17 protein-coding genes are annotated in these 19,521 nt (G+C 68.0%); 5 read left to right on the top strand and 12 right to left on the bottom strand.

All coding sequences use genetic code 11. The annotated features are described in order from the left end of the window. The first annotated feature begins 37 nt into the window (after positions 1-37). A complete protein-coding gene (locus LTA6_RS15335) occupies positions 38-2,479 on the top strand; it encodes a DNA topoisomerase IV subunit A (RefSeq protein ID WP_363546963.1) in 2,442 nt (813 codons plus the stop codon). Further along, positions 2,479-3,021: an AAA family ATPase gene (locus tag LTA6_RS15330; RefSeq protein ID WP_407358210.1), complete on the top strand. Its 543-nt coding sequence runs from the start codon at positions 2,479-2,481 to the stop codon at positions 3,019-3,021. Before LTA6_RS15335 ends, LTA6_RS15330 begins: the two co-directional genes overlap by 1 nt. On the opposite strand, the gene LTA6_RS15325 is transcribed toward LTA6_RS15330, so the two are convergent. The 5 genes from LTA6_RS15325 to LTA6_RS15305 are packed head-to-tail and all read right to left on the bottom strand — an operon-like array spanning position 3,018 to position 7,965. Further along, positions 3,018-3,935 (bottom strand): arginase family protein, encoded by a 918-nt coding sequence (locus LTA6_RS15325; protein ID WP_407358209.1) that lies wholly within the window; start codon positions 3,933-3,935, stop codon positions 3,018-3,020. The genes LTA6_RS15330 and LTA6_RS15325 overlap by 4 nt on opposite strands. Before the next feature lie 26 nt (positions 3,936-3,961). Continuing rightward, the gene (locus tag LTA6_RS15320; RefSeq protein ID WP_407358208.1) at positions 3,962-4,897 is read right to left on the bottom strand and encodes a 3-oxoacyl-ACP synthase III family protein; all 936 of its coding nucleotides are present in this window, start codon (positions 4,895-4,897) and stop codon (positions 3,962-3,964) included. After that, the gene (locus tag LTA6_RS15315; protein WP_407358207.1) at positions 4,881-6,185 is read right to left on the bottom strand and encodes a F390 synthetase-related protein; all 1,305 of its coding nucleotides are present in this window, start codon (positions 6,183-6,185) and stop codon (positions 4,881-4,883) included. Before LTA6_RS15315 ends, LTA6_RS15320 begins: the two co-directional genes overlap by 17 nt. After that, positions 6,185-6,979: an MBL fold metallo-hydrolase gene (locus tag LTA6_RS15310; protein WP_407358206.1), complete on the bottom strand. Its 795-nt coding sequence runs from the start codon at positions 6,977-6,979 to the stop codon at positions 6,185-6,187. Before LTA6_RS15310 ends, LTA6_RS15315 begins: the two co-directional genes overlap by 1 nt. Then, positions 6,976-7,965 carry an NAD-dependent epimerase/dehydratase family protein gene (locus LTA6_RS15305; protein ID WP_407358205.1) on the bottom strand — a complete coding sequence of 330 codons (990 nt, stop codon included), beginning with the start codon at positions 7,963-7,965 and terminating at the stop codon, positions 6,976-6,978. Before LTA6_RS15305 ends, LTA6_RS15310 begins: the two co-directional genes overlap by 4 nt. Before the next feature lie 74 nt (positions 7,966-8,039). Between LTA6_RS15305 and LTA6_RS15300 the strand changes: the two genes are divergently transcribed. Continuing rightward, positions 8,040-9,302: a glycosyltransferase gene (locus tag LTA6_RS15300; protein WP_407358204.1), complete on the top strand. Its 1,263-nt coding sequence runs from the start codon at positions 8,040-8,042 to the stop codon at positions 9,300-9,302. Here LTA6_RS15300 and LTA6_RS15295 read toward each other — a convergent pair. Beyond that, on the bottom strand, positions 9,264-11,342 hold the full coding sequence (locus LTA6_RS15295) for a type IIA DNA topoisomerase subunit B (protein WP_407358203.1): 2,079 nt from the start codon (positions 11,340-11,342) through the stop codon (positions 9,264-9,266). The genes LTA6_RS15300 and LTA6_RS15295 overlap by 39 nt on opposite strands. A 182-nt stretch (positions 11,343-11,524) precedes the next feature. Here LTA6_RS15295 and LTA6_RS15290 point away from each other — a divergent pair, with 182 nt between their 5' ends. Continuing rightward, positions 11,525-11,743, top strand: coding sequence for a hypothetical protein (locus LTA6_RS15290; protein ID WP_102192227.1), 219 nt, complete (start codon positions 11,525-11,527; stop codon positions 11,741-11,743). Positions 11,744-11,747: 4 nt separating this feature from the next. Here the strand turns inward: LTA6_RS15290 and LTA6_RS15285 are convergent, their stop codons facing one another. The 6 genes from LTA6_RS15285 to LTA6_RS15260 form a co-directional block, all read right to left on the bottom strand. Continuing rightward, positions 11,748-12,785 carry an alanine racemase gene (locus LTA6_RS15285; protein ID WP_407358202.1) on the bottom strand — a complete coding sequence of 346 codons (1,038 nt, stop codon included), beginning with the start codon at positions 12,783-12,785 and terminating at the stop codon, positions 11,748-11,750. Then, complete coding sequence (locus LTA6_RS15280; protein WP_407358201.1) at positions 12,782-13,480, bottom strand: alanine racemase; 699 nt, start codon at positions 13,478-13,480, stop codon at positions 12,782-12,784. Before LTA6_RS15280 ends, LTA6_RS15285 begins: the two co-directional genes overlap by 4 nt. Before the next feature lies 1 nt (position 13,481). Beyond that, positions 13,482-14,240 carry a glutamine amidotransferase gene (locus tag LTA6_RS15275; protein WP_407358200.1) on the bottom strand — a complete coding sequence of 253 codons (759 nt, stop codon included), beginning with the start codon at positions 14,238-14,240 and terminating at the stop codon, positions 13,482-13,484. Beyond that, on the bottom strand, positions 14,237-15,553 hold the full coding sequence (locus tag LTA6_RS15270; protein ID WP_407358199.1) for a MurT ligase domain-containing protein: 1,317 nt from the start codon (positions 15,551-15,553) through the stop codon (positions 14,237-14,239). The genes LTA6_RS15275 and LTA6_RS15270 overlap by 4 nt, the downstream gene beginning before the upstream one ends. Next, positions 15,553-16,821 (bottom strand): RNA polymerase sigma factor, encoded by a 1,269-nt coding sequence (locus tag LTA6_RS15265; protein ID WP_341974595.1) that lies wholly within the window; start codon positions 16,819-16,821, stop codon positions 15,553-15,555. Before LTA6_RS15265 ends, LTA6_RS15270 begins: the two co-directional genes overlap by 1 nt. Positions 16,822-16,988: 167 nt before the next feature. Beyond that, entirely contained in the window at positions 16,989-17,930 is a 942-nt protein-coding gene (locus tag LTA6_RS15260) for a PAC2 family protein (protein ID WP_341974593.1), read from the bottom strand. 115 nt (positions 17,931-18,045) lie between these two features. Between LTA6_RS15260 and LTA6_RS15255 the strand changes: the two genes are divergently transcribed. Then, positions 18,046-19,518, top strand: a complete 1,473-nt coding sequence (locus LTA6_RS15255; RefSeq protein WP_407358198.1) for a leucyl aminopeptidase — start codon at positions 18,046-18,048, stop codon at positions 19,516-19,518. Positions 19,519-19,521: the final 3 nt, after the last annotated feature.

Here is a 19,521-nt window from a genome sequence, read left to right as displayed (position 1 = left end):
GTCTGACACAGGCCACCAGCACGCCCTCAGGAAGTACATGCCGAAAACCCCGCCGCCCGAGCCCGTCGAGGAGCGCATCCAGGACATAGACCTGTCCCATGAGATGCAGGGCTCGTTCCTCGAGTACGCGTACTCGGTCATCTACTCGCGCGCACTTCCCGACGCGCGCGATGGGCTCAAGCCCGTACAACGGCGCATCCTCTACCAGATGGCCGAGATGGGGCTGCGCCCCGACCGCGGACACGTGAAGAGCGCCCGCGTCGTCGGCGAGGTGATGGGCAAGCTGCACCCGCACGGCGACACTGCGATCTACGACGCCCTGGTACGACTGTCGCAGGACTTCGCACTGCGCGTCCCGCTGATCGACGGCCACGGAAACTTCGGCTCGCTCGACGACGGCCCGGCCGCCGCGCGTTACACCGAGGTACGACTCGCGCCGGCCGCACTCGCGCTGACCGAGAACCTCGACGAGGACGTCGTGGACTTCGTCCCGAACTACGACGGCCAGTTCCAGCAGCCCTCCGTGCTGCCGGCCGCGTTCCCGAACCTCCTGGTGAACGGTGCCAGCGGCATCGCCGTCGGCATGGCGACGAACATGGCTCCGCACAACCTCATCGAGGTCGTCGCCGCCGCGACGCATCTCCTTGAGAACCCGGATGCCACCACCGAAGAGCTCATGGAGTTCGTCCCTGGTCCGGACTTCCCCTCCGGTGCCGTGATCATGGGACTGGACGGCGTCAAGGATGCGTACACGACCGGGCGCGGAGCCTTCAAGGTGCGCGGCAAGGTCTCGGTCGAACCGCTCGGCCCCCGCCGCACCGGCATCATCGTCTCCGAGCTCCCGTACATGGTCGGTCCTGAGCGGCTCATCGAGAAGATCCGCGATGCTGTGCAGGCCAAGAAGCTGCAGGGCATCAGCGACGTCACCGACCTCACCGACCGCAACCACGGGCTGCGCGTCGCGATCGGCATCAAGACCGGATTCGACCCGAACGCGGTGCTGGAGCAGCTGTACCGGCTGACGCCGCTGGAGGATTCCTTCAGCATCAACAACGTCGCCCTCGTCGATGGCCAGCCGCGCACCCTCGGCCTCAAGGAGATGCTGCGCGTATACGTCGCGCACCGCCTCGAGGTCATCACGCGCCGCAGCCGCTACCGCCTGGCCCGTCGTGAGGAGAGACTGCACCTCGTCGAGGGACTGCTCATCGCGATCCTCGACATCGACGAGGTCATCCAAGTCATCCGCTCCTCCGACGACTCGGAGCAGGCGCGCATGCGCCTGCGCGAGGTGTTCGATCTCAGCGAGCTGCAGGCCGAGTACATCCTCGAACTGCGCCTGCGCCGCCTGACGCGGTTCTCCCGCATCGAGCTCGAGACCGAGCGCGATGCGTTGAAGGCCGAGATCGCTGCCCTCCGCGAACTGCTCGGCAGCCCGGTGCTGCTGCGAGCCGTCGTCGCAAAGGAGCTGGACGCCGCAGCAGACGCCTACGGCACGCCGCGGCGCACGCTGCTGATGAACGCTGCTCCCCCGAAGCCGCGCGCCACGAAGGGCGCCGTCGACCTGCAGATCGCGGACGCGCCGACCGTGCTGGTGCTGTCGACGACGGGACGCGCCGTGCGCGTGGACCTCGCCGAAGGGCAGGAACTGACTGTTCCGGCCCGGCGCAGCAAGCACGATGCGATCCTCACGACTATCGAGGCGACAGTGCGCGCCGAGATCGGCGCCCTCACCAGCACCGGCCGCGTCGTGCGCTTCTCCCCTGTCGATCTCCCATCGGTGCCGGCGAGCTCCGTGCAGCTCGCCGCGGGCACGCCGCTGCGCGACTACCTCGGCATCACGACCCGCGGCGAACGGATCGTCGCGTTCGTCCGCTTCGACAGTGAGATCCCGATCGCGCTCGGCACCGCGCAGGGCACCGTGAAGCGCATCATCCCCACGGCTCTCCCCGTCCGACCCGACCTCGAGGTCATCGGCATGAAGCCGGGCGACGCGGTCATCGGCGCCGCCGAGGCAGCCGACGACGCCGAGCTCGTCTTCGTGACGACCGACGCCCAGCTGCTGCGGTTCTCGGCCTCTTCCGTTCGTCCGCAGGGTGCGGCGGCCGGCGGTATGGCGGGTATCAAGCTCGGCTCCGGAGCATCCGTGCTCTTCTTCAGTGCGGTGCCCGCCGACTCGGATGCCGTGGTCGCCACAGTGTCGGGCGCCGAGAGCATCCTGCCGGGAACCGACGCCGGCCGGGCCAAGATCAGCGCCTTCTCCGAGTACCCGGCCAAGGGCCGCGCAACCGGCGGCGTGCGCGCCCACTCGTTCCTGAAGGGCGAGGATCGTCTCACCGTCGCCTGGGTCGGCCCCGCTCCCGCACAGGCCGTCGATCCGACCGGAGCGGTACGCAAGCTGCCGGAACCCGGCGCGCGCCGTGACGCTTCCGGTCAGCCGGTCGACGCGGTGATCGGCTCCATCGGCCGAACCCTGATCTGATGACCGGGTCTGTCACGCTCGTCTCCGGGCTCCCCGGGGTGGGGAAGACGACGGCGGCCAGAGCGCTGGCCTCGACGTTCCCCCGCGGAGTCCATCTCGACACGGACGATATCGGCGAGAACTTCATCGTCTCGGGTCTCGTGCTCCCCGGCGAGGAGTCCGAGGACGAGTCGGAACGGCAACTCGTCCTGCGGCGCGACAACATCATCGCCCTCGCGCGGAACTTCGTCGCGGCGGATTTCGACGTCGTGATCTCCGACGTCGTGCTCTGGGCGGACCTGTTGGCCCGCTACGCCGCGGGCCTGGCGACCGGGCTGCGTTTCGTCCTTCTCACCGCGTCGCCAGAGACGATCGCCTCCCGCGACGGCGACCGTGACAAGCACGTCGCGGCATCCTGGTCGCATCTACGTGCCGATCAGGATTCCTGGGTTTCCCCAGGACTGCGCCTCGATACCAGCACCTTGTCCCTGGACGAGACGCTGTCCGCCATCAGGGAAGGCTGGTCGGACGCTCTCCTTCCGACCGACCAGGCATCCGCTTAGTCAGCAGCCGGGTCCGAGGCATCCTCCCCGAGGCGAACCAGACCCTGTGAAACGATGTCCGAGACGGTCCGAGCGTGGGTCCCGTCCGGATCGAGGTCCGGATCGAAGACCGTGATCGACGCGCCCCAGGCGCGCGGCGCGACGATCTCGAGGAAGATCGTCAGCTCCTCCGGCGACAATCCACCCGAATGCGGGCTGTCGACAGCGGGCATGTGTGCCGGATCGAGCACATCCACGTCCACCTGGAGCCAGAATCCTCGATCGAGGCCGGCAGTGGCGAGCACCCGGGCGGCAGCGCGAGACGCGCCGTGCAGGATGATCTGATCTGCCGGGACGGCGAGAGCGATCGCCTGATCGACCTCGGCCAGATGCGGGTCGTCGTAGCGGCAGCCGACGTGCGCGGTCGCGGCGGCGTCGAAGTACGGACCGAGCCCGTCGATGTCAGCGACCTCGGGGATATGACGGCCGATCGCGGCGGCGAGGTCCTCGCCCGCCAGTGCGCCGATGGACGCGCTGTTGCCGGGATGCCGGAAGTCGGTGTGGCCGTCCACGTGCACGAGGCCGCCATCGCCGGTGACCCTGGTGGCCAGGCCCGCGGCGATCACGAGGCTGCAGTCTCCGCCGAGAACGAGCGGTGAATCACCCGCAGTGCGGAGCGCGACCAAGCGGTGCGCCAGACGCCTGGCGTGGTCGATGATCGCGTCCTGGTTGCGCACCGTACCCTCGCGACGGCGAACGTCGTCGATGTATCGCCTGGGGAGGATCACTCCGCCGTCGACGGCCCCACGCACATGGAAGGCCTCGTAGAGGCCGGCTTCACGAAGTGCCTCCGGCGCCTTGGCCGTGCCGGGAACCGCCCCGGCGATCGGTGGTTGCAGACCCAGGTTCGACGGTGCGGAAACGAGCGCGATCATCGATCCATCATCGCAGTCGGGCGTGCTCAGAGCCGGAGCGCCAGCACGTTCGCCGTGAGTCCGGCCGCCGTGCCGCACAGGACGACGGTGTCACCGCGAGCCACCCTGCCGGAATCCAGCGCCCTGGCGAGCATGAACGGTACGGATGCCGACACCATGTTCCCGAAGGCGGCGACCTCATCGATGCGCCGGTCGGCGGGGATCCCGAGTCGGTCGAGCATCGGGCCGAGGGCGGCGGACGCCTGGTGCGGGATCCACAGCGCGACATCGTCACGAGAGAGCCCGAAACGCCGGTGGAAGCGGTCGAAGAAGTCGGGGAGCACCCGCATCATTCCGAGCAGCGCGCGCCGCCCGTTCATGTCGAAGAGGTAGTCGGCGGGGTCGGAGGCGGTATATACCTGCGCGGGAGAGCGCGACAGCCCGCCACGGATCTCGGTGTCGTGCGCGTACGCCGGCCAGGTCTGCTGCAGGCTGCCGATCACGCCTCGGTCCGGGTCCTTCGAACGGCGGAGAACGACGGCCGCCGCGGCATCGCTGAAAAGCTCGTAGCTCTCACGCTGCTCCGGGTTCAGGAACCGGGTGCCGACATCGCCGGAGAACACCAGGATCGTCTCGTAATCTCCGGCGTCGAGGTAGCGGGAAGCGACGTCGACGGCGGTGATGAAGCTCGTGCAGGTGGAGTTCACGTCGAAGGCCGCAGCGTGTCCGGTCAGAGTCAGCCGTTCGAGCACGAGGGCTGCCGTGCACGGAATGGGCTGGATGCCGGCTGCAGAGGCACTGAGCACGAGATCCACGTCGTCAGCAGTGAGACCCGCGTGCGCCAGCGCCCGTTCGCACGCTCCCGTGAGCATGTCGAGGTGGGAGACGCCGTCCTCGATTCGGTAACGCACCTCATCACCGAAACGCACGACCTGCGTCGGCAGCACCGTGCCCCAGCCCGCGATCTCACAGCTTCTCGTCATCAGGTCCCCTCCAGGTCCGCGTCACGCGGCGCAGCTTCACCGTTCCGTCGTGCCGATAAGCCGTGAAGAAGACCTCCGGCCGCAGACTCCCCACCCGATCCGCCAGCGTGTGCAGTTCCTCGGTCACGCTCTGCCTGGTGTGCGCATCGAGGACATCGAGCGACACCTCGAGTCTCATCGGGCCCGTCTGCGCGACGCGGTACTCGTCGAAACCGTCCGCGTACAGCAGCGCACGGGTGACGACGTCGGCGAACACCGGCACCGGGAGGCCCTCGGCCGTACGGAAGACGAGCGTGTCCCCTTCCCGGCCCTCGATCCGCTCGATAGCCGCGAGGGCACTCCCGCAAGGGCACGGCTCGGCACGCTCGAGAAGGACATCCCCCAGGCGATACCGCACGATCGGCTGCGCACGGCGCCGAAGGTCGGTGATGATCGGCGTGAATCTTCCGTCGCCGAGCGGCTCTCGCTCGACGAGGATGTTGTCCTCATTCAGGTGCAAGGTGCCGCGCTCGCAGGTGTGCGCGAGGAACCCCTCGGTGCACTGGTAGAGCTGATGCAACAGCGGCTGGCGCAGCGACGCCTGGATGCGCTGGGAGTCCGAGATCTCCAGCACCTCGGCGACGGCGTAGACCTTCTCCGGCAGCGCGTCGAAGCGCCCGTCGTCGGCGGCGCGGGCGATCAGGCGCAGCACCGAGGCCGGGGCGACCAGGATCGTGGGGCGGTACTCCTGGAGGCGGGCGATGTTCGCGGCCATGTCCGCGTGCACATCGAAATATGAGAACGACACCGCTTTCGAGCCGACCGACTCGTACAGCGTGTTGTCGGCGCGCAGGAACAGCGCGATGCGGTGACCGAAGAGGCGGCCCTTGGGAAGGGTGCGGGCGAGGACCGTGCCGACCCAGGCGTCCCGTTCTTCAGCGCTGACGACGAACAGTCCGCGATGACCACTGGTGCCGCTGGAGAGTCCGACCGAGTTCGTCCCGAGATCGGCGTCGAACTCCCGTGAACGTTCATTCGCGATCGCCAATGCCAGAGCCTCGTCACGGTGCGCGCCGACCGTGTTGATCTCGTCGAATCGCCCCATCATGACGCTCTTGTCCATGAGCGGAAGGTCCGCGAAGCCGCCGTGCGCCGCGAGGAGATCGTGGAAGTACGCGGAATGCCTGCGCAAGAATCGGAGGTGCCGCCTCAACAGGCGGCGCTGACGCCGCTCGACGGCCCGGCGGCTGCGCAACGGCCGGAACCACCGCACGGCGGCGAACTCGCCGATGATTCGAATCTTCGACATCAGTTCAGCAGCTCCGTCTCTCCGACCGCATCGTGACTGCACACCACGCGGGTTCCGGAGGCGGCGAGTTCCGTGAGAAGGTCGCCCGTGCGTCGGTACGCATCGAAGTCGTACTGCACGACCCGCGGCAGCGCCTTCATGCGCGGTGCGGCGTCGAGGAGGTCGCGCCCCCACGCTCCGTCGCCGGCCAGCAGCACCTGGCCCTCGACGAGAGCGCCGATGTGGCCGTCGGCGTGACCGGGCAGATCGATCACGAGGTAGGAGCCATCGTCGAAGAGGTCGACCGCGCGCAGCACGGTGCCCGCGTGCGTCACCTGTTCGAAATCGTCATCGCCGATGATGCGCGCCGCCCCCGGGAACCCTTCAGGCAACAGCCCGGTCAGGACTCCAGCGCTCAGGCGCGGCGAGGCGAGCGTGCGCAGGTGCCCCGCCGTGAGCACGAAGGTCGCGTCGGGGAAGCGGCGGGCTCCGCCGACGTGGTCCGGATGCAAGTGCGAGAGGACGACATGGGTGACGGATGCCGGATCCAGGCCGTCTTCGCGAAGGCGCGCAGCAATGTCATCCTCTTCGGACACCTGCGGTGGGAGCAAGCGCCGGTACGCGGCACCTCGCCAGCCGGTGTCCCAGTGACCGGTCGCGTATCCGGTATCGAACAGCACGCGGCGTCCCTCGCCGCCGTCGTAGAGGAACGACCCTGAGGGGAAGGTGCGGATTCCCGGCTGCGCACCGCGGAACATCCGGGCGGCATCGTGCGTCGTGCTGCCGCACCCGTAGTGACGAAGCCGCCCGTTCACGCGGCCACCCGCAGATGCTCGGCGACACGGCGGAGCGCATCATCCAGGGCGACCTCTGGGCGGTAACCGAGCTCCGCCTTCGCCCGCGTCATATCGAGCGTCTGCGAGTAGGCGATGGTGCTGAGGGTGTAGCGGGTGAACGGGGGCTCCGGTTGTCCGGGAATGGCTTGGCACACGCCTTCGAGCGCAGCCGCCAGAACCCACGCCGCGCGCCGGTTCATCGGCCGCAGCCGCGGGGTCTCCCCCAGCAGTTGCAGCAAGGTGCCGAGCAACTCTCGGAACGGTCGGGGGTCGTCATTGGTGATGTTGTAGACGCCGCCGGCGGCGTCCCCCGCTGTCAGCGCGAGCCGCAGCGCCGTCGCCACGTTCTCGACCGCGGTGACGTCGATGACGTTCTCGCCGCCGTCGAACAGCGGCACGCCGACACGGCGGTGCACGTCCAGCAGCCGCGGCATCAGACTCGGGTCGCCGACTCCGATCAGACCGCGCGGGCGGATGATGATCAGCTCGTCGACGGCTCCTTCACGCCGGGCGCGCTGCAGCAGCTCCTCGGCGGCGATCTTCGAGCGGATGTATCCGTTGAGCCGGTTCTTCGAGTCGACGTCGTCCTCGCTGATCTTCAGCCGATCCCGCGCAGCCGAATAGATGCTCGGCGACGAGACGTGCACGATCCGTCGCACGCCGTTGCGGCGCGCGAACTCCACCACGTGCCCGGTACCGTCGATGTTCGTCTCCTGAAAGGCCCGCCACCGCCCCCAGGGCGTGGAGAGCGCGGCGCAGTGGATCACGGCATCCACGTCCAGACGCAGATCGGCGAACGACGCGAGGTCGCCGATGACACGGTGCGCGGAATCCGCCACTGCGGCGAGGGCATTCGCGTTGCGTCCCGCGGCGAAGACCTCGTGTCCGTTGGCGCGGAGATCGCGCACGACATACCCGCCGAGGAACCCGCTGGCCCCCGTCACGAGCACGCGGGAGGCGGCCATCGACATATCCCCGATGCTAGGGCACGGTTCGGCGTCGGCCGGGCAGCACGACCCTCTCCCCCTAATGTGGTGGGGTGCGCATTGCAATGGTCACCGACTACTACCTGCCGACTCTGGGCGGCGTGCAGACGGTGATCAAGGCCCACAAGGAGGCTCTGGAACACGCCGGCCACGAGGTGACCGTGTTCTCACCGCTGACATCGCCGAGCAGCGACCCCACCGTGGTGGGATTGCCGACCGCGCGCGGCTTCGCACCCGATGGATACCCGTTCACCTGGACCCCGTCCGCGGCGGCAGCGACCCTCCGGACCGAGCTGAGAGTGCGCGGCATCGAGGTGGTGCACGTGCACTCCGAGATGTTCGCTGCGCTCGCCGGATTCCGCGCGGCCAAGGATCTCGGCATCCCGATCGTGCAGACCATGCACGGCCGCGTCGACGTCTACACCCGCTCCGTGCTCCCGGTGCCGGCGGTGACGACAGTGCTGCTGGCCGCTCTGCACCGACGACAGCTGAGCCACGGCGAGGTGCGGATCGGTGCGGACACCCCGTACACCCGGACCCGGATGGCTCGCCGGATCTGGCGGTTGATGGTCAGTCAGGCCAACCACGCGGATCAGGTGATCGTGCCCTCGGGGCACTTCGCCGCGAAACTGCTCGCACAAGGCGTGACCACACCCGTCACCGTGATCTCGAACGGGCTGGAGGATTCCGTGCTGGATGCGGTCGGCGATCCGATGCCCCGATCCGTCACACCGGGAGAGGCGCTGCGCGTGATGTGGTGCGGTCGCGTGTCGCCCGAGAAGAGGCCCGACGTGTTCGTCGACGCCGTGGCAGAGGTGTCGGGAATCGTTGCCGGCATGTTCGGCGACGGCATCGCACGCGCGGCGATCGCGAAACGCGTCGATGCGCTGCCCCGTGAGCGGCTCACCGTGCACGGCGCCGTGCCGCAGTCAGCGGTCCTGCAGGCGATGCGCGACGCGCATGTCCTGGTCTCGAGTTCGCTCGATTTCGACAACCAGCCGATGGTGCTGCTCGAGGCGATCGCGTCCGGGCTCCCTGTGGTGGTCACGGACCCCGATCTGGCCGAGACGCTCCCGGAATACGGATGCATCGTCACCGACACCCCGGATGCCGCCGGTGTGGCGTCCGCCCTGTCGCAGCTGCGAGACTCCCCCGCCCGCATCCGAGAGATGAGCGCTGCTGCGATCGCGCACCGCCCGCTGGTCACCCAGAACACGCATCTCGAGGCCCTGCTCGCGGTCTACGAGGCAGCGGCTCGCCCGGGGCCGTCGGACGGGTCAGGCGTCGATCGCCTCGCGGGAGAGCCGATCGGATGACTCGATGATGAACTCACGGCGCGGGGCGACCTCGTTGCCCATCAGCAGCTCGAAGACCCGCCCTGCCGCCTCGGCGTCCTCCATGCGCACCCGGCGGAGCAGACGCCCGCCGCGATCCATGGTCGTGTTCGCCAGCTGCTCGGCATCCATCTCGCCGAGGCCCTTGTAGCGCTGAAGCGGCTCGTGCCACCGCTTGCCCGCCTTGCGGAGCTTCGCCAGCAGCGCGTGCATCTCCTGCTCGCTGTACGTGTAGATCGTCTCGTTCGGCTTCGAGCCGGGATTCATCACGATCACGCGGTGCAGCGGCGGAACCGCAGCATAGACGCGGCCGTCTTCGATGAGGGGCCGCATGTAGCGGAAGAACAGGGTGAGCAGCAGCGTGCGGATGTGCGCGCCGTCGACGTCGGCGTCGCTCATCAGGATGACCTTGCCGTAGCGCGCGGCACTGATGTCGAAGCTGCGCCCTGAGCCCGCACCGATCACCTGGATGATCGACGCGCACTCGGTGTTGTTGAGCATGTCGCCGACAGAGGCCTTCTGCACGTTGAGGATCTTGCCCCGGATCGGAAGCAGTGCCTGGAACTCGCTGTTGCGGGCATTCTTCGCCGTGCCGAGCGCCGAGTCGCCCTCGACGATGAAGAGTTCGCTGCGATCGACCTCGTTCGTACGGCAGTCGACGAGCTTGGTGGGCAGCGTCGACGATTCGAGCGCGTTCTTGCGGCGCTGGGTCTCCTTATGGGCCCGCGCAGAGACGCGGGCCTTCATCTCGGCGACGATCTTGTCGAGCAGCTGCGTCGCCTGGCTCTTGTCATCGCGCTTGGTCGAGCTGAAACGCTCGCCCAGCTCCTTGCGCACCACCTGCGCGACGATCTGGCGCACGGCCGGAGTTCCGAGGATCTCCTTGGTCTGTCCCTCGAACTGCGGCTCCGGTACGTTCACCGTCAGCACCGCAGTGAGACCGGCGAGGACGTCGTCCTTCTCCAGCTTGTCGTTGCCGACCTTGAGCCGGCGCGCGTTCTGCTCGACCTGTGCGCGGAGCACCTTGAGCATCTCCTGCTCGAAGCCCTGCTGATGAGTGCCGCCCTTGGGCGTGGCGATGATGTTGACGAACGAGCGGAACGTGGTGTCGTAGCCGGTTCCCCAGCGCAGCGCGATGTCGACGACGCATGCGCGCTCGACCTCGGTGGCGATCATGTGGCCATCGGCCTGCAGTACCGGCACGGTCTCTTTGAAGGAGCCTTCACCCTGGATCCGCCAGGTGTCGGTCACCGGCGCGTCCGTGGCCAGGTACTCGACGAACTCCGCGATGCCGCCGTCGTAGCGGTACGAGGTCTCGTTCGATCCCTCACCGCGCTCGTCCTTGATGACGATTTCGAGACCGGGCACGAGGAACGCGGTCTGACGGGCGCGAGTCTCGAGATCGGCGAGCTGGAACGCGGCATCCTTCGTGAAGATCTGGCGATCCGCCCAGTAGCGCACACGCGTGCCGGTGACACCGCGCGGCGCCTTGCCGGCGATCCGCAACTCGCTCTTCTCCTCGAACGGCGAGAAAGGAGCATCCGGACGCTTCTCGCCGGTGTCCTTGAAGTTGCCGGGCTCGCCGCGATGGAAGGACATCGCATAGGTCTTGCCGCCGCGATCGACCTCGACGTCCAGACGCTCCGAGAGTGCGTTCACGACGGAGGCGCCGACACCGTGCAGTCCTCCGGATGCCGCATACGAGCCACCGCCGAATTTGCCGCCGGCATGCAACTTGGTGAAGACGACTTCGACGCCGCTGAGACCGGTGCGCGGTTCGACATCGACCGGGATGCCGCGGCCGCGGTCGTGCACCTCGACGCTGCCGTCCGCATGCAGGATGATGTCGATCCGGTTGCCGTTGCCGTCGACGGCCTCATCGACGGCGTTGTCGATGATCTCCCAGAGGCAGTGCATGAGCCCGGGCGAGCCGTTCGACCCGATGTACATACCGGGGCGCTTGCGGACCGCTTCGAGCCCTTCGAGCACCTGGAGATGATGGGCGGAATACTCGGCGGTCACAATCAACAATTCTATTCCCGGGGCGCCCCGCAGCCCCGCAGACACTCCCCATCGTGATGCGGCCGAGCCCATCGCCGTACGCGCTGAGCGAAACACGCCGTGATCCGGGCATGCATACAGCTGTGGCGTGGTTGTATTGAGCACACTCAAGCAATGAGCCTGACACCCGAGGAGGCACCGAGATGAACGCTACGACCGAACGTGAGGCCTCCGTTATCGAGTTCCGACTGACCGCGATGGATCGATGCGATTCATGCGGCGCTCAGGCCTACATCGCTGCCGAGGTCAACGGCTCCGAACTGCTCTTCTGCGCCCACCACGGCCGCAAGTACGAAGAGAAGCTGCGCAGCATCGCGACCAGCTGGCACGATGAGACCGCTCGCCTGATCGACGCGGTCTGACCGCTCAGACGATCGTTCGCCGCACGCGCGGCGTGAGTCGGGTGAGGATCTCCTCGCCGACCGTGCCGATGCGCTCGGCGAGCGTCGTCGCGCTCTGCTCACCCTGGTCCCCCGGACCGAACACGCGGACCTGATCGCCCGGCTGCATCCCCGGCCACCCCGCGACGATGGACGTCGTCGCATCGACCTCGCGCAGAAGCCGGAGACCGGCAGGGGTTCCGACCTCGATGCCGGCGAGCGTCGACGGCAGGCCGTCGAAACTGCCGATCGCGATCACGGCGTCACCGTCGTCGACGTGTACCACCGGCACGCTCAGGGTGGCGATCGGACGGATGCCGTCGAGCTCCGGGCCGTCTGCAGATCGGATGCCATAGCAGAACGCGCCGACCCGAGACAGTGAGCCGCGCAGCTCCGGCCGCCACCACGACGCGGCTGACGCCGTCAGATGCAACAGCTCCGGTGAACTCCCGGCGCGACGAACCGCGTCGACCGCGGCGAGGAACACCTGCTGCGCCTCATCGTCCTCCGGGTCACTCGCCTCGGCGAGATGGCTCCACACGCCGACGACCTCCAGCGTGCCGGCGCCCTCCGCCGCGCGGGCTTCGGCGACGAAGCCGTCCCACTCCGTGGGGAGCACGCCGTTGCGGCGCAGCCCGGTGTCGATCTTCAGATGCACGTGCGCCCGTCGACCCAGCGATTGCGCCTGGGCGATCACTCGGCGAAGGTACTCGGACGTGCCGATGCCGAGGTCGATATCGTGCAGAAGCGCTTCGGCGATCTCCTCGTCGGTGGACGTCGCCCACGCCAGAACCCGTTGCGAGCCGACCAACAGCCGGCGGATACGCAGCGCCGTGCGGATGTCGTAGCCGCCGAACCAGGTCACGCCTGCGTCGGCGGCTTCCTCCACTGCCCAGCCCAGCCCGTGGCCATAGGCGTCGTCCTTCATGACGAGCATCAGCGCGGAGGGGGCGATCCGCCGTTCCACCGCCGTGATGTTCGCGCGGAACTGGTCACGCGAGATGTGCAGGGTCGGTCGAATCATGCTTCCCACTCCCGCTCGGCGTGCAGCCCCGTCACGGTCACGAGCTCAGCGACGGTGAACCCGGTCACTGCGGCCCATCGTGCCAGGGCAGGCGCGGCGGATCCGGATCCGCCGAAGTAGGTCACCTCGGCGCCGACCGGCACATCGCGGCCCCCGAGGTCGACGACGCAGACATCCATTGCGACCCGGCCGACGATCGGCCGCTGCTCCCCGTCGACCGCGACGTGGACCTGATTGCCCAGCGCGCGCACGATCCCCTGCGCGTACCCGCCCGAGACCAGTGCGACGGTCGTGTCGGTCGTGGCGCGGTGCGTGTACCCGTAGGAGACGGCCTCACCCGCGAGGAGGCGCTTGGTGGAGAGCACCCGTCCGACCAGACGCAGCACGGGTGCCGTGCTCAGCTGCCCGTCCGCATCCGGCAGGCCGTACAGGATGCGGGAGTCGATGTCCGCCTCCGCATCCGCGGTCGCCGTGATCCCCTCGTCTCCGAGCGCATCCACCTCGTCCGACGAGTCGACGAGAACGGCCTCTGCGCCCGCCGCCAGGGCGACGTGTGCGACCGACAGGATCCCGTGGCCCCAGGCGTCACGCCGGAGATCCGCGATGGTCCCGCCGGCGGCAACGGCCGCCGCGGCTGCAGCGGTGAGAGCGGAGCGTGAGATCACCGCCCGCGGAAGCGCACTGCTGCCCGTCACCTCAGAGTCCGATCGAGCTGATGTCCTTGCCGTGCACGAGCCGCTCGATCGCGGCGCGGGCGCCGTCCGCGTGCTCGTCCAGCGGCGCATGCGCCGTGCCAGGAGCCCAATCGATGCCGCGACGGTTCGTCACGGCGGTGAGCATCGCATCGGTCCAGCGTGGATTCAACGGCAGCACCGGACCCTGCACGTTGGTCGCGAAGGCCTGGCCACGACGGACGATCTCGCCGCGCGAACCGGCATGCTCGAAGCTGCCGCGGCCGGCGGCCACCGTTCCGTACGGGAGCGCGCCGTTTCCCAGCGACCACTGGGACGCGTGATCCTCGAACCCGATGACCCGGCCGTCCGACGTATCGACGATGATGTATCCCACCTTGCGCTCGCGCGTGCGCACGACGCGGAAGGGGAAGATGCCGAGTCCCGTGAGGGGCGCGCCCTCGAGCGGTTCCACACCCTCGCTCAGAAGCTCGGCCGAGCCGCCGACGGCGAGCAGCGTACCGCCGCCATCGACGAAGCTCTCCAGCTCTGCAGCACGACCGCGCAGGTCGTCGATCACGCCGCGCATCGCCGACAGCGGACCGTTTCCGAGAACCAGGACGTCGGTGTCGGCAGGAATCGCCTCTCCGATGCCCACCGTCTGCACGTCCGTGGCGACGCCGCCGCGCTCCAGGCGCACCTGCAGGGCGCGCACGTTCCCGCGATCTCCGGTGATGCCGAGCTCCACCGGATACAGCTGGACGATTCGCACTGACTCGCTCATCGGCGTGCAACCTCCTGGTCTCCGTGACCGAGCAGCTTGCGGCCGATCATCATCAGCTCGTAGTTGACGAACCAGGTCTGACGTCCGGACGCCGCCGGGTCCAGCGCGCGCATCAGCGCGACGGCCTTCTCCATGTCCGGTTCGACGACGCCGATCTCGACGCCGGCGTGCTCGAGACTCAACGCGAGCTGACTGGCTTTCTCACCGGTGACGACATCCACCCGCGGGAGCGCATCGAAATCGACATCGTAGAGCCAGGAGACGTCGGGAGTTCCCTCGTCGATCGCCATGAGCGCGCGCTCGGGCGCTCCGTCCAGTGCATCGAGATTCATCTGCAGGCTCGGCGCGTTCTTGAACATCACGAATTCGACCTGTTCGCCCGCCGGATCCCGGCGCAGCGGAATGACTTCGCCGCGACCATAGGCCGGAGCCATCCTGGCGAATCCGGTCGCCGCCTTCGCGGCGGAGAAGTCAGAGCCGAGCACGCGGGCTGCGACCGTGAGCGCGGCGGCGGCGTCGGCGGCGTAGTGCAGGCCGCGGGCCGGAAGCGTGATCTCCGCGTCCACGTCGCCGACGCGCACCGCGATCTCGCGTCCCTGGGCTCTGAGCACCTCGGAGTACGCGTCACGGGCACGCGTGCCCGTGTTGCCGCTGCGGGTGTCCGCCGCGTTGGCGAGACCGTGCGCGGATGCGGCGACGAGTTCCGGCGAGACGCCGAAGAACGAGACCTCGCCGCGCATCGCGTCAGTGTCGATCTTGCTCAGATAGGGATCGTCGCGGTTGACGACGACATGCCTCGAGGCGCGAGTCGAGGCATCGAGCATCATGTCGGCGACGCGCTCGGTCTCGTAGAACCGGTACAGCTGGTCGACCTGCACGTTCAACGACAGGATCACCGCGGGCGACAGCTGATCCGCGAGATCGGCGGCGTAGCCCTCGTCGACCTCGAGCACTGCGACATCGGCGCGGATGCGACCGGTGAGCGTCGCGTCGGCCAGCAGCGCGCTCGTGACCCCCTGAGGCAGGTTCGCCCCGGTGGGGTTCGTGAACACGGTCAGCCCGTGTGCGCGCAGCACCTCGCTGATCATGTGCGTCGTCGTCGTCTTGCCGTTCGAGCCCAGCACGAAGACGACCCCGTACCGGAACTGATCAGCCAGAGTGGGCAGCAGTGACGGAGAGAGCTTGTTCGTCAGGTACCCAGGAAACGCCGAACCGCCGCCCCGCAGACGCGTCGCGAATCGAGCCAGCTTCCCAGCCAGAACCGGGAAGACGTAGCGGATGCCTGCGGAGCGCGCCTGAGGTGCGCCCGTCATCATTCGAGGTAGTCCCGGAGCGACTGCGAGCGGCTCGGGTGACGCAGCTTCGCCATGGTCTTGGACTCGATCTGGCGGATGCGCTCACGCGTCACACCGAACGTGTCGCCGATCTGGTCGAGCGTCTTGGGCTGACCGTCGCCCAGCCCGAAGCGCATGCGGATCACGCCGGCCTCGCGCTCGGAGAGGGAATCCAGCAGCTGCTCGAGCTGACGCTGCAGCATCGTGAAGCCCACGGCGTCAGCCGGAACCACGGCTTCGGTGTCCTCGATGAGGTCACCGAACTCGCTGTCGCCGTCTTCGCCGAGCGGGGTGTGCAGCGAGATCGGCTCGCGGCCGTACTTCTGCACCTCCACGACCTTCTCCGGCGTCATGTCCAGCTCGCGGCTGAGCTCTTCCGGAGTGGGTTCGCGACCGAGGTCCTGCAGCATCTGACGCTGCACACGCGCCAGCTTGTTGATGACCTCGACCATGTGCACAGGGATGCGGATGGTGCGAGCCTGGTCGGCCATGGCCCGGGTGATCGCCTGACGGATCCACCAGGTGGCGTACGTGGAGAACTTGAAGCCCTTGGTGTAGTCGAACTTCTCGACAGCACGGATCAGGCCCAGGTTGCCTTCCTGGATGAGGTCGAGGAACTGCATGCCGCGACCGGTGTAACGCTTCGCGAGCGAGACCACGAGGCGCAGGTTGGCACCCAGCAGGTGGCTCTTCGCGCGCTGGCCGTCGCGGGCGACCCACTGCAGGTCGAGTCCGAGCTGGCCGGTCCGTTCTGCGCCGGACATCGTCGACAGCTTCTCCTCGGCGAAGAGACCCGCCTCGATGCGCATCGCGAGCTCGACCTCTTCGGCCGCGTTCAGCAGTGCGACCTTACCGATCTGCTTCAGATAGTCCTTGACGGGGTCGGCGGTGGCCCCGGTGATCTGCGTCGAGTAGACCGGGACGTCTTCATCGTCGTTCGACGAGATGACGATCGCGCCCGTGGGCAGCGGCTCGGTGAACTTCGGCTTGCTGTCCTCGTCGTCGTCATCGACGTCGGTGGCTGCAGCAGGGGGAACCTCATCGTCTTCGACGATGTCGTCGGCCTTCTTCTTCTTGACGGGCGCTCGCTTCGCCGCCGCGCGCTTCGCGGCGGTCTGGGCGACGGGCTTCTCGGCAGCAGCCTTCGCCGCCGGAGCCTTCTCCGCTGCAACCTCGGGCTGCGCGTCGAGCGCGGGCTCGTCAGCGGTCTTCTTCGTCCGGGAACTGTTGGTCGTGGCAGGAGTCACGTTTCGCCTTTCACGGGGCCACAGATACGCCCCGGGACATTTCGGACACTAGTAAGACCCTTGTCAAGTCCGTTCTCCGGAAAGAACGATTGACAACGGGTCAGAGTCCTAGTATCGCACACGAGAGACCGAGCGAGCGCATTCCGTCGAAGTTCGTTGAGATCGGGTCAGCCCCGGCCCGGTTTCTCGTCATCACTGGAGGGCCGTGACGCGAGGTAGCGCTCGAGTTCAGCGGCGAGTTCGTCCGCGCTCGGGAGATCGCGCTCGCTGAAGCCACCATCGTCATATGAGTCGTCGTCGGGGTTCCGACCGGCCATGTATGCGTCGTAGCGCCGTTCGAGGGTGTGCACCATCTGCTGCAGTTCCTCGTTGCCGAGGACCTGCTCGTCGACGCGCGCCAGGTAGTCGTCTCGCCGCTCCTGCACGTCATCCATCACCAGCACGAGCCCGGTCGCGGCCATCAGGCGTTCGGCCGCCGTGATCACCGCATCCGGGTTCTCGGTCTCGGCGAGGTAATGCGGCACCAGCAGCACGAAACCGACGGCCCGGTCACCGCGCTCGGCGAAGCGGAACTCCAGGAGGTGGCCCGCTGTCGCAGGAACCTGAGTGCGGGGACGCCAGACCGAATGCGCGACGGTCAACTCGCGACGGTTGCCGCTGACTGTGGTCCCGATCGGACGGGTATGCGGCACCGGCATCGCGATGGAGTGCACCCAGTTGAGCCCGGACACCTCGAGGTCTGCGGCCAGTTGGAGGATCGTCTGCGCGAACGCATTCCAGGCGAAGTCCGGCTCGTAACCGGCCAGCAGAAGGAACGGCTGTCCGAGCGCGTCCGTGGCGAGGGAGAGCTCGAGCCGCGCCGGACGGAACTCCGTGAGGTGATCCTGCTCGAAGACGATCACCGGACGCCGGGCGCGGTAATCGAGCAGTACGTCGTTGTCGAACACCACGATCGGCTGCGGCGAAGTCGTCTCGCGGAGGTGGTCGATCAGGCCGGAAACAGCGCTCCCGGCATCTGTGAAGCCGGTCAGGAGCATCACCAGCGGGAGTCCGCGCGGCACAGTCGGTGCGTTGGCGACGCGTTCGTAGAGGTCTCCGGAAAACGGCATATGACCATGCTACGAGGCACCATCCATCCGGGGGTTGGCCGGGTCATGCTGAGAGCGAACACGCAGCTCGTGCCGCTCGCGCGCCGACGGGTGCGCGAATACCTAGGATGGAGACATGACGCTTCCCGTGCTGTCGCACACGACTGACCCGTTTCCCGGAAGCACCGCAGATGCCGCAGTGCTCGTCGTTCCCGATCTCTCCGATTCGACAGAGTCGATCGGTGCGTTCAGCGGTCTCGCTGAGGCCTTGAACGGCATCGGCTTCACCGGCGCTGCATCCGCGTTCGCACGCGTGTACGCCCCGGAGGTGACCGCTCTCCCGTTCGCGGTCGTCGGCGCCGGCAAGACGCCGAACGCTGCCGCCGTGCGGAACGCCGTCGGTACGGCGCTCCGCACTCTGACCGGGTTCGAGACCGTCTCCGTGGCACTTGCGCCCGGCATCGAGGAGTTCGCGGGCGCCGCCGCTGAGGGCGCCGTCCTCGGCGGCTACCGCTTCGAGAACTACAAGGCCGAGAAGGGCAAGCCGCGGGCCACAGCGGTCATCCTGCACGCCGATCTCGACGACGCGGCCGCCGCTCGCGTCAATACGGTGGGCGACGCTGTGTCGCTGGTGAAGGATCTGGTCTTCGTCCCCGCCGAGTGGCAGAGCCCGGCCCAGCTGGCGCAGAGCGCTGCAGACAGCGTGGCTGATCTCGACGTGACCGTCGAGATCCTCGACGAGAAGGCGCTCGCGAAGCAGGGCTTCGGTGGCATCCTCGGCGTCGCTCAGGGCTCGGAGCGCCCGCCGCGCCTGGTCCGACTCGACTACTCCCCCGCCGACGCCGTTCAGCACATCGCGCTCGTCGGCAAGGGCATCACCTTCGACACCGGCGGCCTGTCTCTGAAGCCCGCCGCCTCGATGGTCGGCATGAAATTCGACATGGCGGGTGCCGCGACCAGTCTCGCCGCGCTGCGCGCGATCGCCACCCTGCAGCTTCCGGTGCGGGTGACCGCGTGGCTGGGCATCACCGACAACATGCCGTCGGGCGGGGCCATCCGCCCCGGCGACGTGGTGCGGATCCTCGACGGCACGACCGTCGAGGTGCTGAACACGGATGCCGAGGGCCGACTGGTCCTCGCCGACGCGCTCGTGGCCGCCAGCCGTGAGAACCCCGACGTCATCATCGACGTCGCAACCCTCACCGGTGCCATCGTCGCCGCGCTCGGACACCGCCTCACCGGAGTCTTCGGGGACGACGAGACCGTCGCCCGGTTCCTCGCCGCGGCCGACGCCGCGGACGAGCCGGCCTGGCACATGCCGCTGCCCGCGCACATGGAGGAGGCGATGGATTCCCCGATCGCCGACCTGCAGAACGTCAACATGAGCGATCGCATGGGCGGAGCCTCGTACGCAGGTCTGTTCCTGCGCCGGTTCGTCGGACGCACATCGACCGAGGACGACGCACCCCGCATCCCCTGGGTGCATCTCGACATCGCCGGCTCCAGCGAGCACAACGGCGCGCCGTACGGTTTCACTGAGAAGGGCCCCACCGGAGCGATGGTCCGATCGATCATCGCCTTCGCCGAAGCATCCCACACGGAGGCATGACAC

This window comes from Microbacterium sp. LTA6, from assembly GCF_045690355.1.
Lineage (GTDB): Bacteria > Actinomycetota > Actinomycetes > Actinomycetales > Microbacteriaceae > Microbacterium.
The sequence above is the reverse complement of the archived record's forward strand: the minus strand, read 5'-3'. Positions and strand labels throughout refer to the sequence as shown.

Coding starts and splice junctions, on each gene's coding strand:
- LTA6_RS15290 (WP_102192227.1), top strand. CDS start 11,525: ATGAACGCTACGACCGAACGTGAGGCCTCCGTTATCGAGTTCCGACTG.
- LTA6_RS15255 (WP_407358198.1), top strand. CDS start 18,046: ATGACGCTTCCCGTGCTGTCGCACACGACTGACCCGTTTCCCGGAAGC.
- LTA6_RS15320 (WP_407358208.1), bottom strand. CDS start 4,897: ATGACGAGAAGCTGTGAGATCGCGGGCTGGGGCACGGTGCTGCCGACG.
- LTA6_RS15285 (WP_407358202.1), bottom strand. CDS start 12,785: ATGATTCGACCGACCCTGCACATCTCGCGTGACCAGTTCCGCGCGAAC.
- LTA6_RS15315 (WP_407358207.1), bottom strand. CDS start 6,185: ATGTCGAAGATTCGAATCATCGGCGAGTTCGCCGCCGTGCGGTGGTTC.
- LTA6_RS15330 (WP_407358210.1), top strand. CDS start 2,479: ATGACCGGGTCTGTCACGCTCGTCTCCGGGCTCCCCGGGGTGGGGAAG.
- LTA6_RS15270 (WP_407358199.1), bottom strand. CDS start 15,553: ATGACGGGCGCACCTCAGGCGCGCTCCGCAGGCATCCGCTACGTCTTC.
- LTA6_RS15325 (WP_407358209.1), bottom strand. CDS start 3,935: ATGATCGCGCTCGTTTCCGCACCGTCGAACCTGGGTCTGCAACCACCG.
- LTA6_RS15305 (WP_407358205.1), bottom strand. CDS start 7,965: ATGGCCGCCTCCCGCGTGCTCGTGACGGGGGCCAGCGGGTTCCTCGGC.
- LTA6_RS15335 (WP_363546963.1), top strand. CDS start 38: ATGCCGAAAACCCCGCCGCCCGAGCCCGTCGAGGAGCGCATCCAGGAC.
- LTA6_RS15275 (WP_407358200.1), bottom strand. CDS start 14,240: ATGAGCGAGTCAGTGCGAATCGTCCAGCTGTATCCGGTGGAGCTCGGC.
- LTA6_RS15260 (WP_341974593.1), bottom strand. CDS start 17,930: ATGCCGTTTTCCGGAGACCTCTACGAACGCGTCGCCAACGCACCGACT.